The organism is Luteolibacter rhizosphaerae (genome assembly GCF_025950095.1).
In the GTDB taxonomy this organism is placed as follows: domain Bacteria; phylum Verrucomicrobiota; class Verrucomicrobiia; order Verrucomicrobiales; family Akkermansiaceae; genus Haloferula; species Haloferula rhizosphaerae.
The window spans coordinates 1-20,710 of sequence record NZ_JAPDDR010000005.1 but is presented as its reverse complement, the minus strand read 5'-3'; the positions used below and the strand labels follow the sequence as shown (position 1 = coordinate 20,710).

18 protein-coding genes are annotated in these 20,710 nt (G+C 63.0%); 8 read left to right on the top strand and 10 right to left on the bottom strand.

What is annotated here, in order from left to right:
* Window positions 1-26: 26 nt before the first annotated feature.
* The 4 genes from OJ996_RS10495 (at window position 27) to ald (ending at window position 4,900) form a co-directional block, all read left to right on the top strand.
* A complete protein-coding gene (locus OJ996_RS10495; protein ID WP_264513513.1) occupies window positions 27-785 on the top strand; it encodes a hypothetical protein in 759 nt (252 codons plus the stop codon).
* Between the two features lie 109 nt (window positions 786-894).
* On the top strand, window positions 895-2,370 hold the full coding sequence (locus OJ996_RS10490) for a LamG domain-containing protein (protein WP_264513512.1): 1,476 nt from the start codon (window positions 895-897) through the stop codon (window positions 2,368-2,370).
* Window positions 2,298-3,623, top strand: coding sequence for a sensor histidine kinase (locus OJ996_RS10485; protein ID WP_264513511.1), 1,326 nt, complete (start codon window positions 2,298-2,300; stop codon window positions 3,621-3,623). Before OJ996_RS10490 ends, OJ996_RS10485 begins: the two co-directional genes overlap by 73 nt.
* Before the next feature lie 167 nt (window positions 3,624-3,790).
* Window positions 3,791-4,900 carry an alanine dehydrogenase gene (ald, locus tag OJ996_RS10480; protein ID WP_264513510.1) on the top strand — a complete coding sequence of 370 codons (1,110 nt, stop codon included), beginning with the start codon at window positions 3,791-3,793 and terminating at the stop codon, window positions 4,898-4,900.
* Between the two features lie 45 nt (window positions 4,901-4,945).
* Here ald and OJ996_RS10475 read toward each other — a convergent pair whose 3' ends face one another.
* The 6 genes from OJ996_RS10475 to OJ996_RS10450 all read right to left on the bottom strand — a co-directional run bounded on the left by OJ996_RS10475 (window position 4,946) and on the right by OJ996_RS10450 (window position 9,468).
* A complete protein-coding gene (locus tag OJ996_RS10475; protein ID WP_264513509.1) occupies window positions 4,946-5,287 on the bottom strand; it encodes a hypothetical protein in 342 nt (113 codons plus the stop codon).
* The gene (locus tag OJ996_RS10470; RefSeq protein WP_264513508.1) at window positions 5,284-6,267 is read right to left on the bottom strand and encodes a COX15/CtaA family protein; all 984 of its coding nucleotides are present in this window, start codon (window positions 6,265-6,267) and stop codon (window positions 5,284-5,286) included. The genes OJ996_RS10475 and OJ996_RS10470 overlap by 4 nt, the downstream gene beginning before the upstream one ends.
* Before the next feature lie 52 nt (window positions 6,268-6,319).
* Window positions 6,320-7,495 (bottom strand): AI-2E family transporter, encoded by a 1,176-nt coding sequence (locus tag OJ996_RS10465; RefSeq protein WP_264513507.1) that lies wholly within the window; start codon window positions 7,493-7,495, stop codon window positions 6,320-6,322.
* 102 nt (window positions 7,496-7,597) lie between these two features.
* Window positions 7,598-7,801, bottom strand: a complete 204-nt coding sequence (locus OJ996_RS10460) for a hypothetical protein (protein ID WP_264513506.1) — start codon at window positions 7,799-7,801, stop codon at window positions 7,598-7,600.
* Between the two features lie 27 nt (window positions 7,802-7,828).
* Complete coding sequence (locus OJ996_RS10455; RefSeq protein WP_264513505.1) at window positions 7,829-8,845, bottom strand: TIGR01777 family oxidoreductase; 1,017 nt, start codon at window positions 8,843-8,845, stop codon at window positions 7,829-7,831.
* Between the two features lie 83 nt (window positions 8,846-8,928).
* Window positions 8,929-9,468: a GbsR/MarR family transcriptional regulator gene (locus tag OJ996_RS10450; protein ID WP_264513504.1), complete on the bottom strand. Its 540-nt coding sequence runs from the start codon at window positions 9,466-9,468 to the stop codon at window positions 8,929-8,931.
* Window positions 9,469-9,650: 182 nt separating this feature from the next.
* On the opposite strand from OJ996_RS10450, the gene OJ996_RS10445 reads away from it, so the two are divergent.
* Both OJ996_RS10445 and OJ996_RS10440 read left to right on the top strand, forming a co-directional pair.
* Window positions 9,651-12,830 carry a hypothetical protein gene (locus OJ996_RS10445; RefSeq protein ID WP_264513503.1) on the top strand — a complete coding sequence of 1,060 codons (3,180 nt, stop codon included), beginning with the start codon at window positions 9,651-9,653 and terminating at the stop codon, window positions 12,828-12,830.
* Between the two features lie 159 nt (window positions 12,831-12,989).
* Complete coding sequence (locus tag OJ996_RS10440; RefSeq protein ID WP_264513502.1) at window positions 12,990-14,297, top strand: SGNH/GDSL hydrolase family protein; 1,308 nt, start codon at window positions 12,990-12,992, stop codon at window positions 14,295-14,297.
* A 14-nt stretch (window positions 14,298-14,311) separates the two neighbouring features.
* On the opposite strand, the gene OJ996_RS10435 is transcribed toward OJ996_RS10440, so the two are convergent.
* From OJ996_RS10435 to OJ996_RS10420, 4 genes are all read right to left on the bottom strand, one after another.
* Entirely contained in the window at window positions 14,312-15,235 is a 924-nt protein-coding gene (locus tag OJ996_RS10435; protein WP_264513501.1) for a ThuA domain-containing protein, read from the bottom strand.
* Between the two features lie 92 nt (window positions 15,236-15,327).
* A complete protein-coding gene (locus tag OJ996_RS10430) occupies window positions 15,328-16,488 on the bottom strand; it encodes a Gfo/Idh/MocA family protein (protein WP_264513500.1) in 1,161 nt (386 codons plus the stop codon).
* A 125-nt stretch (window positions 16,489-16,613) separates the two neighbouring features.
* Window positions 16,614-17,693: a Gfo/Idh/MocA family protein gene (locus tag OJ996_RS10425; RefSeq protein WP_264513499.1), complete on the bottom strand. Its 1,080-nt coding sequence runs from the start codon at window positions 17,691-17,693 to the stop codon at window positions 16,614-16,616.
* 13 nt (window positions 17,694-17,706) lie between these two features.
* Window positions 17,707-18,759, bottom strand: a complete 1,053-nt coding sequence (locus OJ996_RS10420) for a sugar phosphate isomerase/epimerase family protein (protein ID WP_264513498.1) — start codon at window positions 18,757-18,759, stop codon at window positions 17,707-17,709.
* Between the two features lie 191 nt (window positions 18,760-18,950).
* Between OJ996_RS10420 and OJ996_RS10415 the strand changes: the two genes are divergently transcribed.
* Both OJ996_RS10415 and rhaM read left to right on the top strand, forming a co-directional pair.
* Entirely contained in the window at window positions 18,951-20,153 is a 1,203-nt protein-coding gene (locus OJ996_RS10415; RefSeq protein ID WP_264513497.1) for a bifunctional 3,4-dihydroxy-2-butanone-4-phosphate synthase/GTP cyclohydrolase II, read from the top strand.
* A complete protein-coding gene (gene rhaM, locus OJ996_RS10410; RefSeq protein WP_264513496.1) occupies window positions 20,150-20,464 on the top strand; it encodes an L-rhamnose mutarotase in 315 nt (104 codons plus the stop codon). Before OJ996_RS10415 ends, rhaM begins: the two co-directional genes overlap by 4 nt.
* The last annotated feature ends 246 nt before the right edge of the window (window positions 20,465-20,710 follow it).

The window sequence follows — 20,710 nt, the reverse complement described above, 5'->3', positions numbered from 1 at the left end:
CGCGGATCATCGAAACCCGCACTCCCATGTCTCCCCGTTCTCTGATCCTCTCCGGCTTCCTGTTCGCACCGTTGGTGAGCGGCATTTCCCAGGCCGTCGTCATCGACACCTTCAGCGACAACAGTCTGTCCGAATACACCAGCACGCGCGTCCTCGATAACGGCGCGACGAATGCCGACGTCAGCTTCTCTTCATCCACCGGCTCGCTGGTTTCCACCTACGGCAGCGGCACCGGCGCGGCGGAGCAAGTGCTTCTCCTCCGCAATGACTTCAGCCTCGGCGTGGGTCAGACACTCAGCGTCGATACCCTGTTCTCGGCCACCGGCACCCAGATGGACTTCGGCCTCGCAATCTCCGGCGCGGGAGCGATCACCTCCGCCAGCACCGGCGATACCGACACCCGCGATCTCTCGAACTTCCTCGCCATCTACCTCCGTCCCTCGCAAGACGCCGTGCGCGTCACCAGCTCCAACAATGGAGTGGTGACCACCGGCACGGGAGTCCTCGGCACGGCGGAGACACTGGTGGCACAGCTTTACATCACCCGCGTCAGCACCACGCAGTTCACCGTCGGCTACATCGATACCAGCGCCGTGAGCCATGACGCGCTCACGGTGAACTTCACCGCCACCGATCTCGGCAGCCAGATCGGGTTCTACGCGGACCTTCGCGCCACATCCACCAGCTTGGGCAGCTTGGACAATCTCGCGATCGTCCCGGAGCCCGCCGCCACCTTGCTGGGCGCGGTCGGTCTGCTGGCGCTCCTGCGTCGCCGCCGCGACTGAAGCGTCCCGCGGACTGCTGAAATTTTGAAAGCCGGCGACTCGCAGGAGCGTCGGCTTTCTGCCAATCTCGCTACATGCCCGCCCGCATCGCGCCCGTTCTGCTTTTCCGGTGCTGTCTTCCGGTGCTGCTGGCGTCGCCCGCCACCTCCGCACAGGAGGCCCCCGGCCTAACAGAACGGACGATCACACGCTGCACCTCTGGCATCTCGACGAAGCGGCACCACCTTTCGCCGATTCAGCCCGCGAGCCGGCCCCAATGACAGGTTTGCTCAACGGAGCCTTGGCCGGACAGAAAGCGATGACCGGCTTCGATTCCGCGATCTCATTCCGTGCGAGCCAAGGCGGCACACCGGGAAGCTCCGATCTCCGCGGTGCCATCCTCACCGCCGCCTCTGCCCTCGCAAATAGCGCCAGCGATAATGCCCCCACCGGCTTCCGCTACGCGGGAGGAGACGGCGCCTTCACCTTCGAGCTGCTCGTGCGGCCCGATGTGATGCCTCAAGACGCTGAGGTCATTGCCCTCGGCCTCATCTCCATGGATGGAGACGGCAGCGACCGCATCTTCAACTTCCGGATCGAGAAGCAGGGCTTCCTCGCTTTCATCACCCTGCCCCACTGCGGCGCCAGCGGCGGCGGCCTGGCTTCCATCCCGAGCTCCGGCCCCCACGCCTACAAGCCGGGCGAATGGTTCCATGTCGCTGTCACTTACGACGGCAATGCCGGGGTAACCAATAATCTGAAGCTCTACTGGACCCGCATCGATGCAGGAGCTCGCCAAGCGAACCTGATTGGACGAGGAACGCTGTCGAACGATCTCAACGGCAACACCGGCGACTTCGCGATCGGCAATGAAGCGCGCTCCTTCCCCGGCAACGCGGAAGGCGAACCCTTCCCCGACCTGATCGACGAGGTCCGCATCAGTTCGATCGCGCGCGATCCCAGCGACTATCTCTTCGTACCGGAGCTCTCCCGCCGCAGCGCGGGAACCGCGTCCAATGCCGACACCTCCACCTCCAAGCAAGGCCTCGACCTGAAACTGTCGGACGTTCTCGTGGATGGCTCCCCCGCCCCGCTTCCAGCTCCGGGTGAGCCCTTGAAACTCGGCTCCGGATTGAACCGGCTCGATTTCGATTTCGGTATCGAACCCGATCGCATCGATGCGGATGTAAAGCTCCGCTGCCAGCTCGAAGGCATCGATGAACGCTGGCAGGAAACCGAGCGCGGCATGAGCCTGATCTACCAAGCGCTGGATTCCGATCACCGGGTGATCTCGCAGGCAAGCTTCCCCGCAGTAGGCCGGAGCAATGGCTGGGAAACCACGCCGGAAGACTCGGCGATGACATCCCGCAGCGAGCCGGTCTACCTGCCCGCCGGCACCAGCGCGCTCCGCATCTCGCTGAGTTCGGGCTCGCCCGATACCACCGGGCTCATGGTGATCGACAAGCTGGCGCTACGCTCTCCGGGGAGGAGACATCCGCGTGGGCTAGCGGCGAATTCGACTTCGGTACGATCATGCCCTCGCCCGCCGATTCCCCACCCGGCTGGTCACGGCAGGGAGCCGATCCCGCGATCGCCTATCTCGTGAATCGCGACGGAGGCTCCGCACTGGGATTAGTGGATGGAGATCAGGAGAAACACGGCGAGTGGACTGCCACACAGAATTGGCCGAGCGGAAGTGGTAGCGGGCGAACGATGGTCCTCTCTTGGAACGAAGCCTACAACGTCATCGGCGGAGCGCTCAACCGGGCCACATACATCAATGTGCCTGCAGGCGAGTATCACTTCCGGGTGATCGGGCTGGCCGGTGAGAATCAGCCGGGCGGCGAGATTCTCTCGCTACCGATTCAGATCGCGCCGCCCTTCTGGCAGCGGCTTTGGTTCTGGCCCGTGGTCGCGGCGGGTTCGGTGGGGCTCGTCGCGGCCGCGGCGTTCCGTCTGCGCCGGAGATCCCGCCAAAGACTGGAGCGCCTGAGATTCCAGAATGCACTTGAACAGGATCGCAGCCGCATCGCCCGCGACATGCATGATGACCTGGGCACGCGGGTCACGGTGCTGAACATGACCGCCGCGCTCGCAAGGCGTGACATCACCGCCGATCCGGCCAAGGCCGCGCGGCATCTCGACAAGATGACGGAGTCCGCCCGCGAGCTGGTCATCGCCATGGACCATCTGGTCTGGGCCGTGAACCCCGCACACGACACATTGGACCACCTGGCCTCGCATCTCACTCGTCTGGCGGAGGAAATGTTCCGCGATTCCCCGGTACGCTGCCGGCTCGATATTCCGCCCATACTCCCGGCCCACCCTCTCGGCTCGGAGTTCCGCCACCACATCGCGCTCGCGGTGAAGGAATCCTTGCACAACGTGCTGCAGCACGCCGGTCCCTGCCGCACCAACGGCGGCAGCACCGACGCCTTCGCCGACATGATCGATGAAGTCCGCATCAGCTCCATAGCCCGCAGTGCCTTCCAGTTCCTCTTCATCGGCGGCACCGATGGCGACAGCCTGGCGGACGAGTGGGAGCTGCAGGACTTCGGCAATCTCGATCAGACTCCGACCGGTGACTTCGACAAGGACGGCACCGACAATCTCACCGAGTATCGCCTGGGCCTCATCCCGAACGACGGCTCGTCCCGCTTCCAAGCCACCCGCGGCAGCAACGGACTGATCCAATGGCCGAGCGCGACCGGCGTGACCTTCCTCGTTCGTCGCAGCACGAACCTCAGCTCGTGGAGCCCCATCGCCACCGTGCCCGGCACGGCCGGCACTGCCAGCTTCACCGATTCTTCGCCCCCGGCCGGCGGCAAGGCCTTCTACCAGATCCAGCTTCAGGACTGATTTACCCTGGGTTCAAGAAATGGGTAGCCGGGGATCGCACGGGCGGTCCCCAGCATTTTCGTGTATATCCGGGAATTGGCTCGTTCGCTTCCCCATCCCACTCTTTTCCGCAAAGACAAGGCCGGTCTCCGGGTCTAGCGTCAACGCGCACCTTGCCCGGAACCAACATGAACATCGGCATCCCGAAAGAAATCAAAGCCCAGGAACACCGCGTCTCGATGATCCCCACCTCTGCGGGTGAACTCGTGAAGCGCGGCCACCGGGTCTTCGTCCAAGCGGGCGCCGGCACCGGTTCCAGCTACAGCGATGAGCAGTACCTCGCCGCCGGTGCCGAAATCCTGCCGGATGCCGATGCTGTCTTCGCCGCCGCGGAAATGATCGTGAAGGTGAAGGAGCCGCAGCCGGAAGAAATTGCGCGCCTGAAGCCGCACCACATCCTCTTCACCTACCTCCACCTCGCCGCGGGCAAGACCCTCACCGAGACCCTCGTCGCCAGCGGCTGCACCGCCCTCGCCTACGAGACGCTTGAGGTGAACCACCGCCTGCCCCTGCTTGAGCCCATGAGCGAGATCGCCGGACGCATGGCTTCCATCGTCGGCTCCTATCACTTAGCCAAGCACAACGGCGGCCGCGGCACCCTGCTCGGCGGCGTGCCCGGCGTGGCTCCCGGCCGCGTGGTCGTCATCGGCGGCGGCACCGCCGGCGTGAATGCCGCCCGCGTCGCCACCGGCATCGGGGCGGATGTCACCATCCTCGAAGTCGATTTCGAGCGCATGCGCTTCCTCGACATCACCATGACCGGCACCCACACCGTCTACTCCAGCGAAGCAAATCTCGCCGAGCTGCTGCCGCGCGTGGACCTCGTCATCGGTGCCGTGCTTGTCCCCGGCGCCCGCGCACCGAAGCTCATCACCCGCGATATGCTCAAGCTCATGCAGCCGGGCAGCGTCTTCGTGGACATCGCCGTGGATCAAGGCGGCTGCGCCGAAACCACCCGCCCCACCACGCACCAAGCCCCCACCTACGTGGAAGAAGGCGTGATCCACTACTGCGTGGCGAACATGCCGGGTGCCTATGCCCGCACCGCCACCCAAGCTCTCAATAACGTGACCCAGCGCTGGATCACCCTGCTCGCCGACAACGGCGTGGCCGGTGCCTGCAAGATTCGCAAGGAGATCCTCGGCGCGGTCAACTGCGCCGATAGCAAACTCACCTGCGCGCCCGTGGGTGAAGCCCACGGCATCCCGGTGGTGGCGCCGGAAGAGGTGGTAAAATGATAGGACGCAGCGCTTCAGACAACCAAGCGCGGCTGTGACGGCGTGCTACATGGACTGCAGCACGCCCCACGCGATCAGGAACCACACGACGGGGACGATCAAGATCTGCAGAACAATGTAGAGAATCATGCTGCGCATCACCGACCTCTTCGCCCGGTCCGCCGGGATGCGGCGCTGATGGGCTAACAGACGGCCTTCATAGTATCCCAATCCCACCACGAAAATCATCGCGGCCACCTCGACGATGGGGAAGGCGGGGACATACGAACGAAGGTAAGGCTGATTAAGACAAGTGATCAGCAACAAGGGGATCCCGGACGGAAGCATCCAAACCATGATCCGCTGCCCCAGCAGGGCATCATCGGAGGCGGGAGGCTCCGCGTTCATCGCTTTCCTCCCGTGCCGCAGACCCACACGGTCACCAAGGCCAGCAGGATCGCAGACAGGCCCAGGTGAGCCACCTGCACCACCGGGTGGATCTCCACCTGCGACATGATGAGCCCGAGCACCATCTGCGCGATCACCACCGCCAGCGCACCGGTCGCGATCTTTCCGGGCCTGCCTTCGGCCTTCATCCACCACCAAGCCAAGAGCACTGTGCCCAAGATCCCCCAAGAGAAACTGCGGTGCACAAGGTATTCCCACGAGCTCTCCAGAACGCCGATCCACTCTGCACGACCCATCCCCGGATGAGTCTTTGCCAGATGGGTATTCATTTCCCGGATCTGCGTTCCCAGCACGCCCTCCGCGAAGATCAGTAGCAAGAGGATCACGGTGACCATACGCATGCGGAACAAGGCCGGCCCTCCTGCGGGGATTCTCCAGCGGCGCTCAGTGCCTGCCCATGCCGCGTAGCTCAGCGGCAAGATCAGAATCATCGCCAGCGCCATGTGAATGGTCAGCACCCCGGGCTTGAGGTCGCTCGATACCACCTCTTTCCCCATCCACGCATTCACGCCCACCAGGATCACCGAAGCCACCGACGCCGCCACCACCCACGGCCGCCGCCGCTGGCGCGAGAAGGCCAGCACCATCGTTGCCACCGAGAAGAAGCCCACCGGCAGCGAGCTCAGACGGTTGATGTATTCCGTCCACGTGTGGACCGGGTTGAAGTTCTCCAGAATGTGCTCGGGCGTCACCGTCGCCGGATCGCGTCCATAACGCTTCGCCGCGCGCTCGAACTTCGAGAAATCCACTTTCGACAGGTCTACATCTTCCACCTTTGTAGGCGGGATGTAGCGGCCCCAGCACTTCGGCCAATCCGGGCAACCCATCCCTGCCCCGGTGACCCGCACGATCGCGCCCACGAAGATCAGGACGATGACCGAGACAAGGGCGGCAGTGGCGAACTTCTGGAACAGGGTCATGCGCGGCGCGATCATTCCGTCCCCCGCCCCCGGATGCAAACCCGATGCGCGATCAACCGCGACCCGGGACATCCGCCGCACCCGATGGCGTCTCCGCCGCGACCGGGAGATTCTTCAGATCCCCATCCCCCTCAGGCCGCTTGCTTTCCTGGCCGATGGCCACGGCCACCCAGCGGAATTCATCACTGTTATCCAGCACCACCTTCAGGATCATGGTCAGCGGCACCGCCAGCACGATCCCGATCAGCCCCCACAGCCAACCCCAGAAGAACACGCAGACCACCACCACCAGGATCGAAAGGCCGAAGCGTTTCCCCAGCAGCATCGGCTGCACGAAATTATCCAGGAACATGTTGATCAGCCCGTAGCCGGCCGCGACCACCACCATGTCCGCCGGTCCGCCATCTTTCGCGATCAGTGCCAGCAGGATCGGCGGAATCGAGGCGATCGCAGAGCCCACCACCGGGATGAAGTTCATCACGAAGGCTAGGATGCCCCACAGCAGGAAGAAATCCAGACCGGCCACCCAGCAAAGGGTCCCGGCTAGCAGACCGGTGGCCAAGCTGATGATCGTCTTGATGCCCAGATAACGCTGCGTATCCAGCATCGCGCTCGACATCCGGTCGAAGTTCGGCCCCCGCGCCTCGCGGATCGCCCCGAAGCGGCCGCTGAAGCCGTGTGCTTCGAAGAGCATGAAGATGGTGAGCACGATCACCACGCCGAAGGTCGCGAAGAAGGTGAGCACGCGACCCACCACACCGGTGCTGAAGCTCAGGATCGTCGCAAACTTGATGTTCCGCAGCTCGGTCAGGTTCTCGTTCGTCACCTCCTGCACCTTCTCGGCCCCGTCTTCCACGCCCCACTCCTCCAGCTTGCTGGCGAGCGAGGCACTGGCGTCCTGCACCTTGGCGCGCGTGAGATCATAATACTCCGCATCCCACTTCTCCTGCAGGTCGCCGATGATCGTCACCCCCAGCACGATCACTGCCGCCAGGAAGGCGAAGTCCACCAGCACGGTCAGCAGCACCGCAATCGCCGGCGGCATCTTGTGCCGCATCAGCCAGGATGTGACCGGATAGCTGATCGTCGCGATGAAGAAGGCGAGCAGAACCGGCACGAAGAAAGACTGCGCCGCCTTCAGGCCCGCAATCACCACCACGAGGGCGGCAAGCAGCAGCACCATCTGGGTGGCGCGCGGCTTCTTGGGCAGGGTTCCGGGCTCGGCCATGTGGAGGGTGTTGGAGATTACCCGGACTCCAGCGGATTCACAAAGCATTCCTGTGCAAAAAACTCCTGCTTGCCTTCACCCTTTGGCGAAGGGATGGCGAAGCTAGGAATTCAAGGCGTCTTCACCGGATACGGGTCGCGGGCCTCCCTCCCGGCCCCATCTGCGATCCCCTACGGGATCTTCTACCACCGGCAAGATCGTCTCCACCTGCTCCCGGGAACGCTCCTCGGCGGCCTGCATGCAGAAGACCGCGGCAAACATCGTCACACCCAGCAGGGCTAGCACGAGAGGAAGGAGAGCAGTCATTGCCTTGGTCGCGACCAGTGCTTGAAACTATCGGGTGCCGGCAGCCATCCGCCGGCCCGGGGTCCACACCCTCACGCCCGCCGAGCGGCGCTCCGCCTGGTGGAAAAAACCGCCGAGCCCCGGTCTCATCTCCAAATCTGCAAGCGCGCCATCCAGTTTCGGCCAGCGCCAGCGGAAGCCCTCTTCGCGCAGACGGCGGGGATCCGCCCAGCGGCTCTTCAGCACCAGCTCCGTTTCGGTGTGCAGGAGATGGGCACCCAGCTCCAGCATCCACTTCGCCGCCGGTAAACCGAAGGGAGCCCCCTGCTGCTCGCGGAAGGCACGCATCAGCTCGCGGTTCGTCGGCACCTCTGGCGCGGTCAGATTGAATACTCCGTCCAGCAGCGGATCCGCAGCGATGAAGTCGATCGCGGCAATCATGTCCTCCATGTGGATCCAGCTCACCCGCTGTGTCCCCTTCCCCATCGCCCCGCCCAGCCCCCGGCGCGTCAGATGCCGCAGCACCTCGAACACCGTGCCATACTCGTTCGCCAGCACCATCCCGGTCCGCAGCGCCACCTTGCGTGTCTCACCCGGCACCTTCGCGACGAAGAAAGCTTCCTCCCACGCCCGGGCCACATCCACCGAGAAGCCCTCGCCCGGTTCCCCCTGCCACTCGTCCTGCGGGTTGTCCTCCGCATGACGATACCAGGTCGCCGTGCTCGAGTTCATCCACAGCTTCGGCGGGATCCGGCAGCCCGCGATCGCCTCGCCGATCACCCGCGTCGAGTCCAGACGCGATTCCAGGATCTCCTTCCGGTTCCGCGCATCGTAGCGGCAGTTCACGTTGCGCCCTGCCAGATTGATCACCCGCTCCGCCCCCTCCAGCGCCAGCGCCCAAGCACCCACGCTTTTGCCGTCCCACTCCAGGAACATTCCGTCGCCGCTCCAACCGTCCCGGCGACGGGCGATGCAGACCACCTCGCGCCCTGCCCTCTGGTAATGCCGCGCCAGATAACGGCCGATGAAGCCGTTCGCAGCAAAAAGCACAATCTGGGGATTCATTTCAGCCTCCTTGGATTCTAAGTCCTGTTAAGTTACTAATTTTTCAGGATTTTTTGAAAATCGCGGAACGCACGAAAGCGTGCTCAGCCCAGCAGCTTGGCCGCCAACTGGACCGCGAAGCCGTGCTTCATCGACCCTACCCGGTCCGCAACCTTCGAGGCGAAACCGACGAATTCCTCCAGTTGCCGCATCTGGTTGTAGAAGGCCACCGCTTCAGGCGACTTCATCTCGCGGGTGGTCTCGGCGCACTGGTTGAGCACCGCCAGCGCGGGCTCGATCTCGCGCTTCTTACGCTCGCGGGTCACGATCGTGAAAATCTGCCAGACGTCTTTCTCCGCATCAAAAAACTCGCGGCGTTCGCCCTTCTTCACCACCACGCGGACCAAGCCCCAGGCGACCAATTCCTTGAGGTTGGTGTGCGCATTTCCGCGGCTGATTTGGAGCTCGGCCATCACGTCGTCCGTGCTCACCGGCTCTGGCGCCGTCATCAGCAGCGCATGGATCTGTGCCATTGTGCGGTTGATCCCCCACTGCGAGCCCATCGCCCCCCACTGGGCCACAAACTCGTCCCGGGTCGCCTTCAACTGCTCGTGCTCGCCGCTCATCTTGTTTTCACTGAACACTGAAAATTCAGAAACCACAAGCGAAAACCACGATTTCAAGCGCGCGCTTTCAACCGGTGACGGATTGGCCACATTTGTTCGGATGCGCACCGGATTTGGGCGCGTAATCTGCTTTTGCCCTCTCCACCTGAAAAGAAGCTGCCCCCTCCCCGGCGACGAACGACGAAACACTAGGACCCAACATGAACCGAACGCCCCTCAAACTCAATACGTCACTCACAGGGATCTTCAGCCGCATGTCGCTCTGCCACGCTGCCTCCCTCACAGCCATCACCTGCGGCCTGTCGCTCACGGCACAAGCCGCGATTCCAATCACCGGCACCGGAACGTACGCGCAGAACTTCGACACGCTTCAGTCCGCCGCTCCCACTCCGCCAGCGACCAACTATCCTTGGGCAGATAACAGCACGGTGACTGGTTGGTATTCGAACCGGACCGTTTATCTGGTAAACAATGGCGCCGGAAATAGCGGCGGTCTCTATAGCTATGGTACGACTGCCGCCACCGAGCGCGCCTTGGGGTCCGTCGGCTCCGGCTCTGCCAACCCAGTACACATGGCGGTGGTGCTTCAGAACACCAGCGCGGGACCCTTGGAGATCGATTCGATTTCCTATCGCGGGGAACAATGGCGCTACGGCGCTCCCACCGCGGCAAACTCGCTGACCTTCGCCTATGCCGTGTCGAGCAGCGATATCACGACGGCGGACCCGGCTCTTACTTTCAATCCCATCCCCGGCCTCAATTTCGACTCCCCGGTCACCACCGGCACGGCGGGCGCTCTTGATGGGAACGTCGCTCCGAACTTCACCGCCAAGTCCGCAACGACCCAGCTGATCATTCCCGCGGGCCAATACATCATCCTGCGCTGGACGGATACCGACAACGCCGGAGCCGACAACGGCATGGCCATCGACGATCTGTCGGTGAGTTACAAACCGAGCGCCGGTCTCGACACCACCCCGCCAGTGGCCACCTCCTTCTCACCGGCCGATCAAGGTCCTGTCTTCCCCGTCATTACGTTGGAAGGCCTCGCCATCAATTTCTCCGAGCCCATCAAGGCAGGTGCCAGCGGCACCGTGGTGATCAAGAAGGCCTCGGATGACAGCGTGGTTCGCAGCTTCCCGGTGGCTGAAGCCGTGGTGTCGGAATCCACCGCCAGTTACTTTTTCAACGGTCCTTCGCCACTGGTGGCCGGAACCGATTACTACGTCGATATCACCGCTGGCGCGATCGAGGATATCGCCGGTAATGACTTCGCCGGCGTCAGCGGCAAGCTTACTACTCCGGGCAACACCAGTTGGACCTTCAGCACCGCACCGCCTCCGGCGCAGCCGACGGTGGTGATCAACAAGTTCTCCAACGGCAGCCCCGACACGGTCGAACTGCTGGTGACGGGCAACCTGACCCCGGGCGGCACCGTTGACATGCGCGGGATGATCTTGAAGGACTTTTCCAGCACCAATGCCAACGATGGCGGTGGCCGCTTCGAGTTCTCGCAGGATGCTCTCTGGCAGGCCGTGCCCGTGGGCACCTTGATCGTTCTGACCAACGACAACACCGTGACCGATACCACCTCCGCGGACTTCTCCGTGCGTGTTGGTTTGGCAAACACCACCTACTTCACGAACCTCGGCAATACCTTCGACATCGCGACCAGCGAGATCATCATGATCAAGGCGGCAGGCTCCGGAGCTGCCGGCACCACCGGTGGCATCCACATGCTCGTCGGCGGGGCCGAGACTTCCTTCGTGACCAATTTCCCCGGTGCCAAGGTGCTTGCACCGACCGGCGGTAGCGGCGTGGTGGTGAACAACACCACCAGCACGATCACCGACTACATCACCAGCCCGGACACGAACGGCAGCTTGGATGCCACCGGCAGCGTGTCGCTCACCCCGAGCCAGTTCGGCGTGGCGAACACCGGTTCGAATGCAGTCTTCATCGCCGCGCTCCGCGGCCAGACTGCCGGCGACGGCGATGGCGTGGCGGAGATCATCAACGTCACTCCGGGCAGCCCCTTCGCGAATACCGGAATCTTCGGTCGCAGCCAGACCGCCCAGAGCGCGAAGGTGGTCCTCAATGCCTTCATCCCGAGCGTCACGCTCACCAATGCCACGGTCACGGTGCCTTCCATCCTCGGCACGCCGACGACTGGCACGGTGTCGCTCTCGGGTCCGGGCGCTGCCGGTGCCAGCTTCTCGGTCTCCGGGCAGACGATCACGATCAACTCGGCAGCCGTTACGACGGACAACGCGCTTGAGGTGACGATCACCGGCCTTTCGACCCCCGCTCCGAATCTGGTTACGGACAATGGTAACTACACCTTCACCACCCAGACCCGCGCATCCTCCGGCACCTTGGCCAATCTTGGCATCCAGCCAGCCGCGCACGTCATCATCCCGATCAGCTCGATCCGTGACGTGAGCGCCACAGGCGTGCCTCTCGATCTCGGCTCGACGGTGGCCGTCGAAGGGGTCGTCACCGAAGAAAACTTCGGCACCACGAACACCCAAGCCTACATCCAGGACAGCAATGCCGGCGTGAACATCTTCAGCAGCACGGAGCTGGATCCGGAATTGGTTCGAGGCAGCCGCTATGCGGTGCTGGGAACCGTGTTGCAATTCCAAGGCGTGACCGAAGTGGCACCGGCTGCCGCCAGCGATGTCGTGCTGCTCGGCACGGACACGGAACCGGCACCGCAGACGATCGATCTCGCGACCCTGCTTGCCACTCCGGAGGCCTACGAAGGCAAGCTCATCAAGGTGATCAACCTGTCCTTCGTCTCGGTCAATCCCAACAACACCTCCGACATCACGGTGAAGGATGCTGCGGATAACACCATCTCGATGTTCTTCGCAGGCGGATCGACGGCCACTCCGCCGTCGCAGACCACCGGCTATCCAATCAACCTGACCGGCATCCTGTCCCAGTTCGATAGCTCCAATCCCTTCAACTCCGGCTACCAGATCCTGCCGCGTGATCCCTCGGACATCGAGCCCGGCACCGCCCCGAGCGGCTATGCCGGTTGGGCCACCACCAACGGCATCCCCGGCGAACTCCCGACCGGCGACTTCGACAAGGACGGCATCACCAACCTTGTGGAATACGCTCTCGGCCTGAGCCCGACGGTGGGCGGCGGCAGCCCGGGCACCTTCAATGGTTCGACCGTCACCTTCACCAAGGGCGCGGAAGCCATTGCGAACGGCGATGTCGATTGGATCATCCAGACCTCGCCAACTCTCGGGGCCGCGCCGTCGCTCTGGACCAATGTGACCGCCACCGAGGTGGGCAACACGATATCTTACACCCTGCCGACCGGTCAGGGTAAGGTCTTCGTCCGCCTGCTGGTGAACCAACTCTGATCGGCCTGTTTCAAATCATCGGCTCTGGAAGGGCGGTCCGTAAGGGCCGCCCTTCTTCGTTTCCATCTCCGGGAAATTGCGGACCGCCCGTCGCTGTCATTTGGCAAGTGGATGAAGCAGGCTAGATTTAGGCCGGATATGCTTGTCTTCACCCGACTCTTGCTGACTGCCGCTTTCTGCTTGCCCATGTTGGAGGCGGCGGCACTCAACGTTCTCGCGATCGGGGACAGCATGACGGAGGAGTATGCACACGAGGTGACCTTCTCGGCCCCGGATTCCGATCGTTTCAATGCCAACGTCCGCAGTTGGTCCGAGTTGCTCCGGATCCATCGCCCTACCGAGGTGACCCTCGGTCCCTACGAAAACCAAGGTGGAGCCTACGGCGACCTCCGCGGCGGCGGGCATGAATACAATTTCGGCATTCCGGGCACGAACGTGCTGAACTGGGTGAACCTTCTCGGCGGTAGCGGGTCGGGAGATCCGCTGGGCTTTCTCTATCCCGTCACCAAGGAAGCGCTGCAGGACGAGATCTTCCTGACCCCGGTCGTCGTGATCGCCCTCGGCGCAAACGATCTGAAGCAGGAATACAACGACCTCTTCAATGACACCGAGGCTCCTAACTACTTCAACCAGCTCCGCAACCGCCTCAACTCGATCCATGATTGGGTGCGCGCGAACCGGGGCGTCCGTCCTCCGAAGATCGTCGTCTGCACCCTTCCGGACGTAGGAGCCACGCCCCAGATTTCGGGCACCTACAATGTTCCTGCCAAGCAGGCCTCCACGCGGGCGAAGATCGCGGCCTTCAACCAATCGCTCGTCACCTGGGCCGCCACCAAGAATCCGCCGCCCACCATCGCCCGGCTGGATCTGCTGACCGATCGCGTCTTCGACCAAGTCCCCTTCCAGATCAATGGCACCGTCTTCACTCTCTCCGGCAGCATGGAGAACCCGCCCACCCAGGTGTTCTGCAAGGACGGCTTCCACGCCTCGACCGTCGCGCAGGCCTATATCGCCAACGAAATCATCGGCGCCTTGAACACTGCCATGGGCACCTCGATCCGGAAGTTCAGCGACCGCGAGATCCTCCGCAATCTGTTAGGTCTGAATCCGGATCAGCCCTATCTCGCGTGGATCGCGGCTGCCGGATTCACGGGATCAGAGATGGATGCCGATCCCGACCGCGACGGCCTGCCGAATCTGGTGGAGTATCTCTTAGGCACCTCGCCCTCCACCTATAGCCAGCCCTTCAGCGGTCGCTTCGCTCCCGGTCAAAGCCTGCATTGGCCGACGAACGCTACCGGTCTTCGCTTCGGAACCCTCGTTCCGGAGGAGTCTTCCGACCTCCAGAACTGGACTCCGGTGCCCGCCATCCGCACGACCTTTCATGCGGATGGAAGTGTCTCGGTTGTTCCCGCGTCCGGTGCGAGCGAGAGCTTCGTCAGGCTCAAAGCAGGGCCCCGTCCGTGAGCCCCCGGGGAGGATCACTTGTCCACCTTCACCTTATAGTCGCCCAGCGCCCATTGGATGCCGGCGAGGTAGTGGCGGATCACCGTGGGGTGCCAATACATGTCGTGGTTATGACCCAGCGAGCAGTAGAATACGCGGCCCTTGCCCCATGAGCGGGCCCAGGCCACGCCCCAGTCCTTGTCCTCACGCTTGAGGCCCTGGACGTTCATGTCCGACTTTTCGGGATCGAGGCGCAGAAGCATGTGCACCTTCTTCGAGTTGTACGGCTCCTTGAGCTGATAGATCTCCTCCTTGAAGTCCACGTTCTTGCCGTCGAACATCGCCACCAGCGGGTGCTTCTCCTGCCCCGGCTCGACCTTGATCGAGACCTGCGTGCCGGAACCCCAAGGGTGACCGTCGAAGTAGCCGTTGATCATCTCGCCATACTCGCTCCAATTGTAGAAAGTATCCGTGGCGGCGTGAATGCCGATGAAGCCCTTGCCGCCCTTCACGAAGCTCATGAGGCTCTTCTGGAGCCGCTCGACCTTCTTCTCGGCTTCCTTCTTCCCCTTGTCATCCAAGGCATCCCACTCCTGCTTGGAAGGCGCGAAGGGGTCCATGGTGGTGCTCAGGAAGAGGATTCCGTCGAACTGATCGATCGTCTTCGGCTCGAAGTTCTCCAGATCGTCGCTGATGACCGTCTCGAAAGCCCCGGTCTTCTTGCCGAGCTCGGTGAAGGCCAGCTTGCCGGTGGCGATCGACTCGTGGCGGAAGCCCGCCGTCTTCGAGAAGATCAACAGCTTGCGCGCCTTGGCCGGCTTCGCGAAAGCCTCCGCCGGTAGTGCCGGGGCGATCTTGTCGGCGGCGCCGGAAGGCGGTTGCTCGCGGTCGCCCGCGGCGGAAACGAGGAAAAAGGCGGCGGCAGCGCCGGCCAAGGGAAGGATGAGGCTGGGTTTCATGGCAAATCGAAGGAAACTTCGGACTGGGAAAGAGCTACGCCCCTACCCCGGTCCTTCTTTTCTAAATTCCGTGTCTTCCGTAATCGAAATCCTCAATGCCCCGGCTTCGTCCAGGCCGCATTGTTCTGCGCGGACTTCACCGTGGCTTCAATGAAAGCCATGCCTGCCACCCCGTCATCGACGCTCGGGAAGTCGTAGCCCTCGGGACGCGGGAACTTCCCGGCCAGCTCGTCGCGGATCGCTTCGGAAGCGGCGAGGTAGATGTTCGCGAAAGCCTCGATGAAGGCCTCGGGATGACCGAAGGGCAGCCGTGTGAAGGCCGTGGCTTCGGGACCGTTGTAGGAGTTCCCCCGGCGCCAGATCTCGCGCGGCTTGTCGAGGAACTTCACCACCAGTTCGTTCGGATGCTCTTGGTGCCACTCGATCGACCCTTCCGTGCCATAGACCCGGATGTTCAGGTTGTTTTCGTCACCGGTGGAAACCTGCGAGGCATAGATGATCCCCTTGACCCCGTCCTGGTAGCGGACCAGCACGTTGCCATCGTCATCCAGAGTCCGCCCCGGAATGTAGGTGGTTAGCTCCGCTGCCAGTTCCTCGATCTCCAGCCCCGTAATGTAGCGCGCCAAGTTCTCGGCATGCGACCCGATGTCGCCCATGCAGTTCGAGACACCGGAGACATTCGGGTCCATCCGCCAGTTCGCGATCTTGCTCGGCGCGGCCTCCTTGAAGGCGCTGGAAGCGTAGCCCTGCGGATACTCGGCCACCACCTTGAGCAGGCGGCCCAGCTTGCCCGCCTTCACCATCGCCCGGGCTTCCTTCACCATCGGGTAGCCGGTATAATTGTGCGTGAGCGCGAAGACCTTGCCGGACTTCTTCACCAAATCCGCGAACTCCTTCGCCTCCGCCAGCGAAAGCGCCATCGGCTTGTCGCAGATCACGTTGATCCCCGCGGCAAGGAAAGCTTTCGACACCGGCACGTGCAGGTTGTTCCGCACGACAATGGATACGAAGTCGATCCGCTTGTCCGCAGGCAGCGCCGCCTCGGCCTTCGCCATCTCCTCGTGGGAAGTATAGACGCGGGAAGGATCGAGGAACAGGTCCTCGCCGGAGAGCTTGCTCTTCTCGGGATCGGAAGAGAAGCAGCCCGCCACCAGCTCGATCTTGCCATCGAGATTGGCAGCCATGCGGTGCACGCCACCGATGAAGGCGCCCCGGCCACCACCGACCATGCCCATGCGGAGTTTGCGGTTCATAGAAAGAGGAAGAAGAAACTTACCGCTGAGCCGCAAAGTTCGCAGAGGGACGCGGAGAAGAAACGGGAGAAATCTTATCTCCGCGCTCCTCCGCGACCTCTGCGACTCAGCGGTTCATAATGTTGTTAGATTGCCACCGGAGCCTTCGTCTCCGCCGACTTGTAGATCGCGTCGATGATCTTCATCAGCTTCAGCGCCTGGTCCGGCGTGTTGAATGCCTCGGCCGTGCCTTCGATTGCGTGGATGAAGTTCGCGGCGGAAGCACTGCGGCCCATGTCCTCGCACGCTTCGGTCACGATGCTGCGGTTCACGGAGCGGCCACCTTCCTGCACGTAGAGCTCGCAGGTATCGATCGCGGTCTCATCGATGCCGTCGCGGCCGAAGAGACGCTCGACCTTGCCACCGGCCTTGCTGCCTTGGAAGACCACGGAGACTTCCTCGCGCTTGATCATCTCCGCCCAGGAAACCTGAAGCGTCAGCACCTGACCCGTCTTGAAGGTCACGAAACCGTGAGCCGCCGCTTCCACGTCGTTTGTGCCATCGGCACGGTCCGGAATGCCCCAAGGCCCCTTGAAGCCCTTGTCGGTGATGTGATCGTTGAAGGTCTGCGCCAGCACGTGGGCCGGCTCCGGATAGCCCATGAAGTAGAGAGCTAGGTCGATCATGTGCAGCAGGTCGATCACCGGACCACCGCCGGACAGCGCCTTGGTCGTGAACCAACCGCCGAAGCCCGGGATACCCGTGCGGCGGATCCACTTGGCCTGCGCCGAGTTGATCTTACCCACGGTGCCGTCCGCCACATACTCCTTCATCGCGATCGACTCGGGGCGAGCGCGGTTGTTGAAGTTGAACATCAGCTTCTTCCCCGCCGCGTTGGCAGCGTCGATCATCTCCTGCACTTCCGCCGCATTCAGCGCCGGCGGCTTCTCGCTGAAGACGTGCTTGCCGGCCTTCAGGCACTGGATCGCCAGCGGCATGTGGAACTTGTTCGGCACGATGATCGACACGGCGTCGATGTCGCCGTCCGCCAGCATCGCATCCACGCTCTCGAAGGAAGCCGGGATGTCCCAAGCTGCCGCAGCCTTCGCCGCAGCACCCGGTGCCGGATCCGCGACGGCGGTGACGGTGGCTCCGGCCTTGCGGAATCCATCCGCGTGATAGCGCAGCATGCCGCCCGCTCCGATGATACCTACTTTCGTGGACATGAGTGTGAGGAGATTATTGGTTCGATTTGTCGAAGGCGGCGTCGAAAGCGACAGTATTCCGCGGGAAGTCGAGGCCTTTGATGAACGCGCAGCTCTCGGTGGCACCATGGAAGCGGTCCATCCGGCCGTCTTCCCACTCGATCGAGAGCGGACCGTTGTAGCGGGTATCGTTCAGCGCCACGATCACTTCCTCGAAGTTGATGTCGCCGCGGCCCACGCTGCGGAAGTCCCAGTAACGCCGCGCATCGCAGAAATTGGTGTGCCCGCCGAAGACACCCACGGTGCCGTCGCCGTGGCCCCACCACACGTCCTTCATGTGGGCGTGGTGGATGCGCTCGCTGAACTGATAGATGAACTTCACATAGTCCACACCCTGGTAGCCCAGATGGCTCGGGTCGTAGTTGAAGCCGAAACGCTTGTGCCCGCCCACCGCTTCGATCGCGCGCGCCGCCGAAGCGATGTCGAACGCGATCTCCGTCGGGTGCACTTCCAGCGCGAAGTAAACATCCTCTTTCTCGAACGCATCCAGGATCGGCTTGAAGCGCTTCCCGAAGTCGTCGAAGCCCTTCTGGATATACTCCTGGCTGGTCGGCGGGAAGGCATACAGCGCACCCCAGATCGAGGAACCCGTGAACCCGTTCACCACCGTCTTGCCGGAGCCCGCAGGGTGGGAGGACATGTAGTCCTTGCCGGCGTCGAAGAACTTGCGGGCCGCCTTCGCCGTGTCGATCAGCTCCTGCGCAGCGCGCTGGCGCACCCCTTCCGCATCGCCATCGCCCCACACGTGGCCAGGCAGGATCGACTTGTGGCGCTCGTCGATCGGGTCGCAGATCGCCTGCCCCACCAGGTGGTTCGAGATCGCGTAGCAGGCCAGGCCGTGCTTCTTCAGCAGCTCCCAGCGTGCCGGGATGTAGGCCGGATCGTTCAGCGCCGCCTGCACGTCGAAGTGATCGCCCCAGCAGGCCAGCTCCACGCCGTCGAAGCCCATGGCCTTGACCTTCGGGAAAAGTTCCTCCGCTGGAATATCGGCCCACTGGCCGGTGAAAAGAGTGACGGGTCGTGACATAGTCGTGGGGTGGATGGTGCGTGGAGATTGGCGAAGGCCTTTCACCGGGGGAAAGGGAAAATCCCGCCGGACGATGAAATTTGCGACATCCCCCGCTGCCAACCCCATTCTAAACCTCAAACCGATCTTCACCCTTCCCCTCCCCCTCCCTTGACCTCCGGGCAGCCCCGGACGAATCTCCGGCCCAGCCCATGGCCACCCCGCTTGTTTTCAGCCCCATCGAGGAAATCATCGCCGAAGTGGCCGCAGGCCGCATTGTCATCGTCGCGGATGACCCGAACCGCGAGAATGAGGCCGACCTCATCGCCGCCGCCTCCCTCTGCACCCCGGAGATCATCTCCTTCATGGCCGTCCACGGCCGCGGCCTGATCTGCGCTCCCATCACCCAGGAGCGCGCCGAAAAGCTCGATCTCCCACAGATGACCCGCCGCAACCGCGAGGTCCAGCGCACCGCCTTCACCATCTCCGTGGATGCCGCGAAGGGCGTCACCACCGGCATTTCCTCCGCGGATCGCGCCCTCTGCGTCAAGCTGCTGGCCGATCCCGCCGCCGGCCCTGAGGACTTCGTCCACCCCGGCCACGTCTTCCCCATCCAAGCCCGCGATGGCGGCGTCCTCCGCCGCGCCGGCCATACCGAGGCCGCCATCGATCTCGCCCGCCTCGCCGGTCAGGAGCCCGCCGGGGTCATCTGCGAGATCATGAACGAAGACGGCACCATGGGCCGCGTCGGCGATCTCGGCGATTTCCAGGCCGCTCACGGCCTGAAGGCCTGCACCATCGCCCAGCTCATCGAGTGGCGCCGCCGCTCGGAAAAGCTCGTGGTCCGCGAGGAGACCATCGGCCTTCCCACCGATCACGGCGAGTTCACTTGCCACCTCTACCGGATCGAGACGGACAGCTCCCACCACCTCGCCCTCGTCCGCGGAGAGATCGATTCTTCCAAGCCCGTCCTCGTCCGCGTCCACTCGGAATGCCTCACCGGGGATGTCTTCCTCTCCCAGCGCTGCGATTGCGGCGGCCAGCTCGATGCCGCCATGGAGCGCATCTCGAAGGAAGGCGGCGTGCTCCTCTACCTCCGCCAGGAAGGCCGCGGCATCGGCCTCGCCGCCAAGATCCACGCCTACAAGCTCCAAGAGCAGGGTCTCGATACCGTCGAGGCTAATGAGAAGCTCGGCTTCGGCTCGGACCTCCGCGACTACGGCATGGGCGCCCAGATCCTCTACGATCTCGGCGTCCGCCAGATCCGCCTCCTCACCAACAACCCAAAAAAGGTCGTCGGATTGGAAGGCTACAATCTGGAGATCGTCGAGCAGCTCCCCATCAAGCTCCCCGCGAATCCCCACAACGCCCGCTACCTCGAAACGAAGCGCGAGCGCATGGGCCACCGTCTATGATCCGCAAGGCATTCGTCATGTCGGTGAATGCCGGCTGCGAGGAGGAATACGAGCGCCGGCACCGTCCCATCTGGCCGGAGCTCGAAGCCGTCCTTAAGGCGCACGGCGTCCACAACTACTCGATTCACCTCCACCCGGAGACGCGCCAGCTCTTCGGCTACGTGGAGATCGAGAGCGAGGAACGCTGGGCCGCCATCGCCGCCACCGAAGTCTGCCAACGCTGGTGGCAACACATGACCGACCTCATGCCCACCAATTCCGACGCTTCCCCGGTATCTCTCGGCCTGAAGGAACTCTTTCACTTCGAGTGAAACTCCAGAGCCCAAAAGGGGTGACAAGGAGATAGTCCAGGATAAGGAGCAACGCGATGCTGGTGAGAGGCCAACCTTCTCTAAAGCCCCAAAGGGGCGGCAAAGAGATAGCCCAGGGTTGATCTTTCCTCGAAAGTGAGGACACGGGAAGTAGGGTAACTTCCCAGAACCGATGAATCCGAAAGATCCGCTGCGCCCCATCTCCAATCCGGCCAAGCGCAGGCAATACGACGAACAATTCAAGCG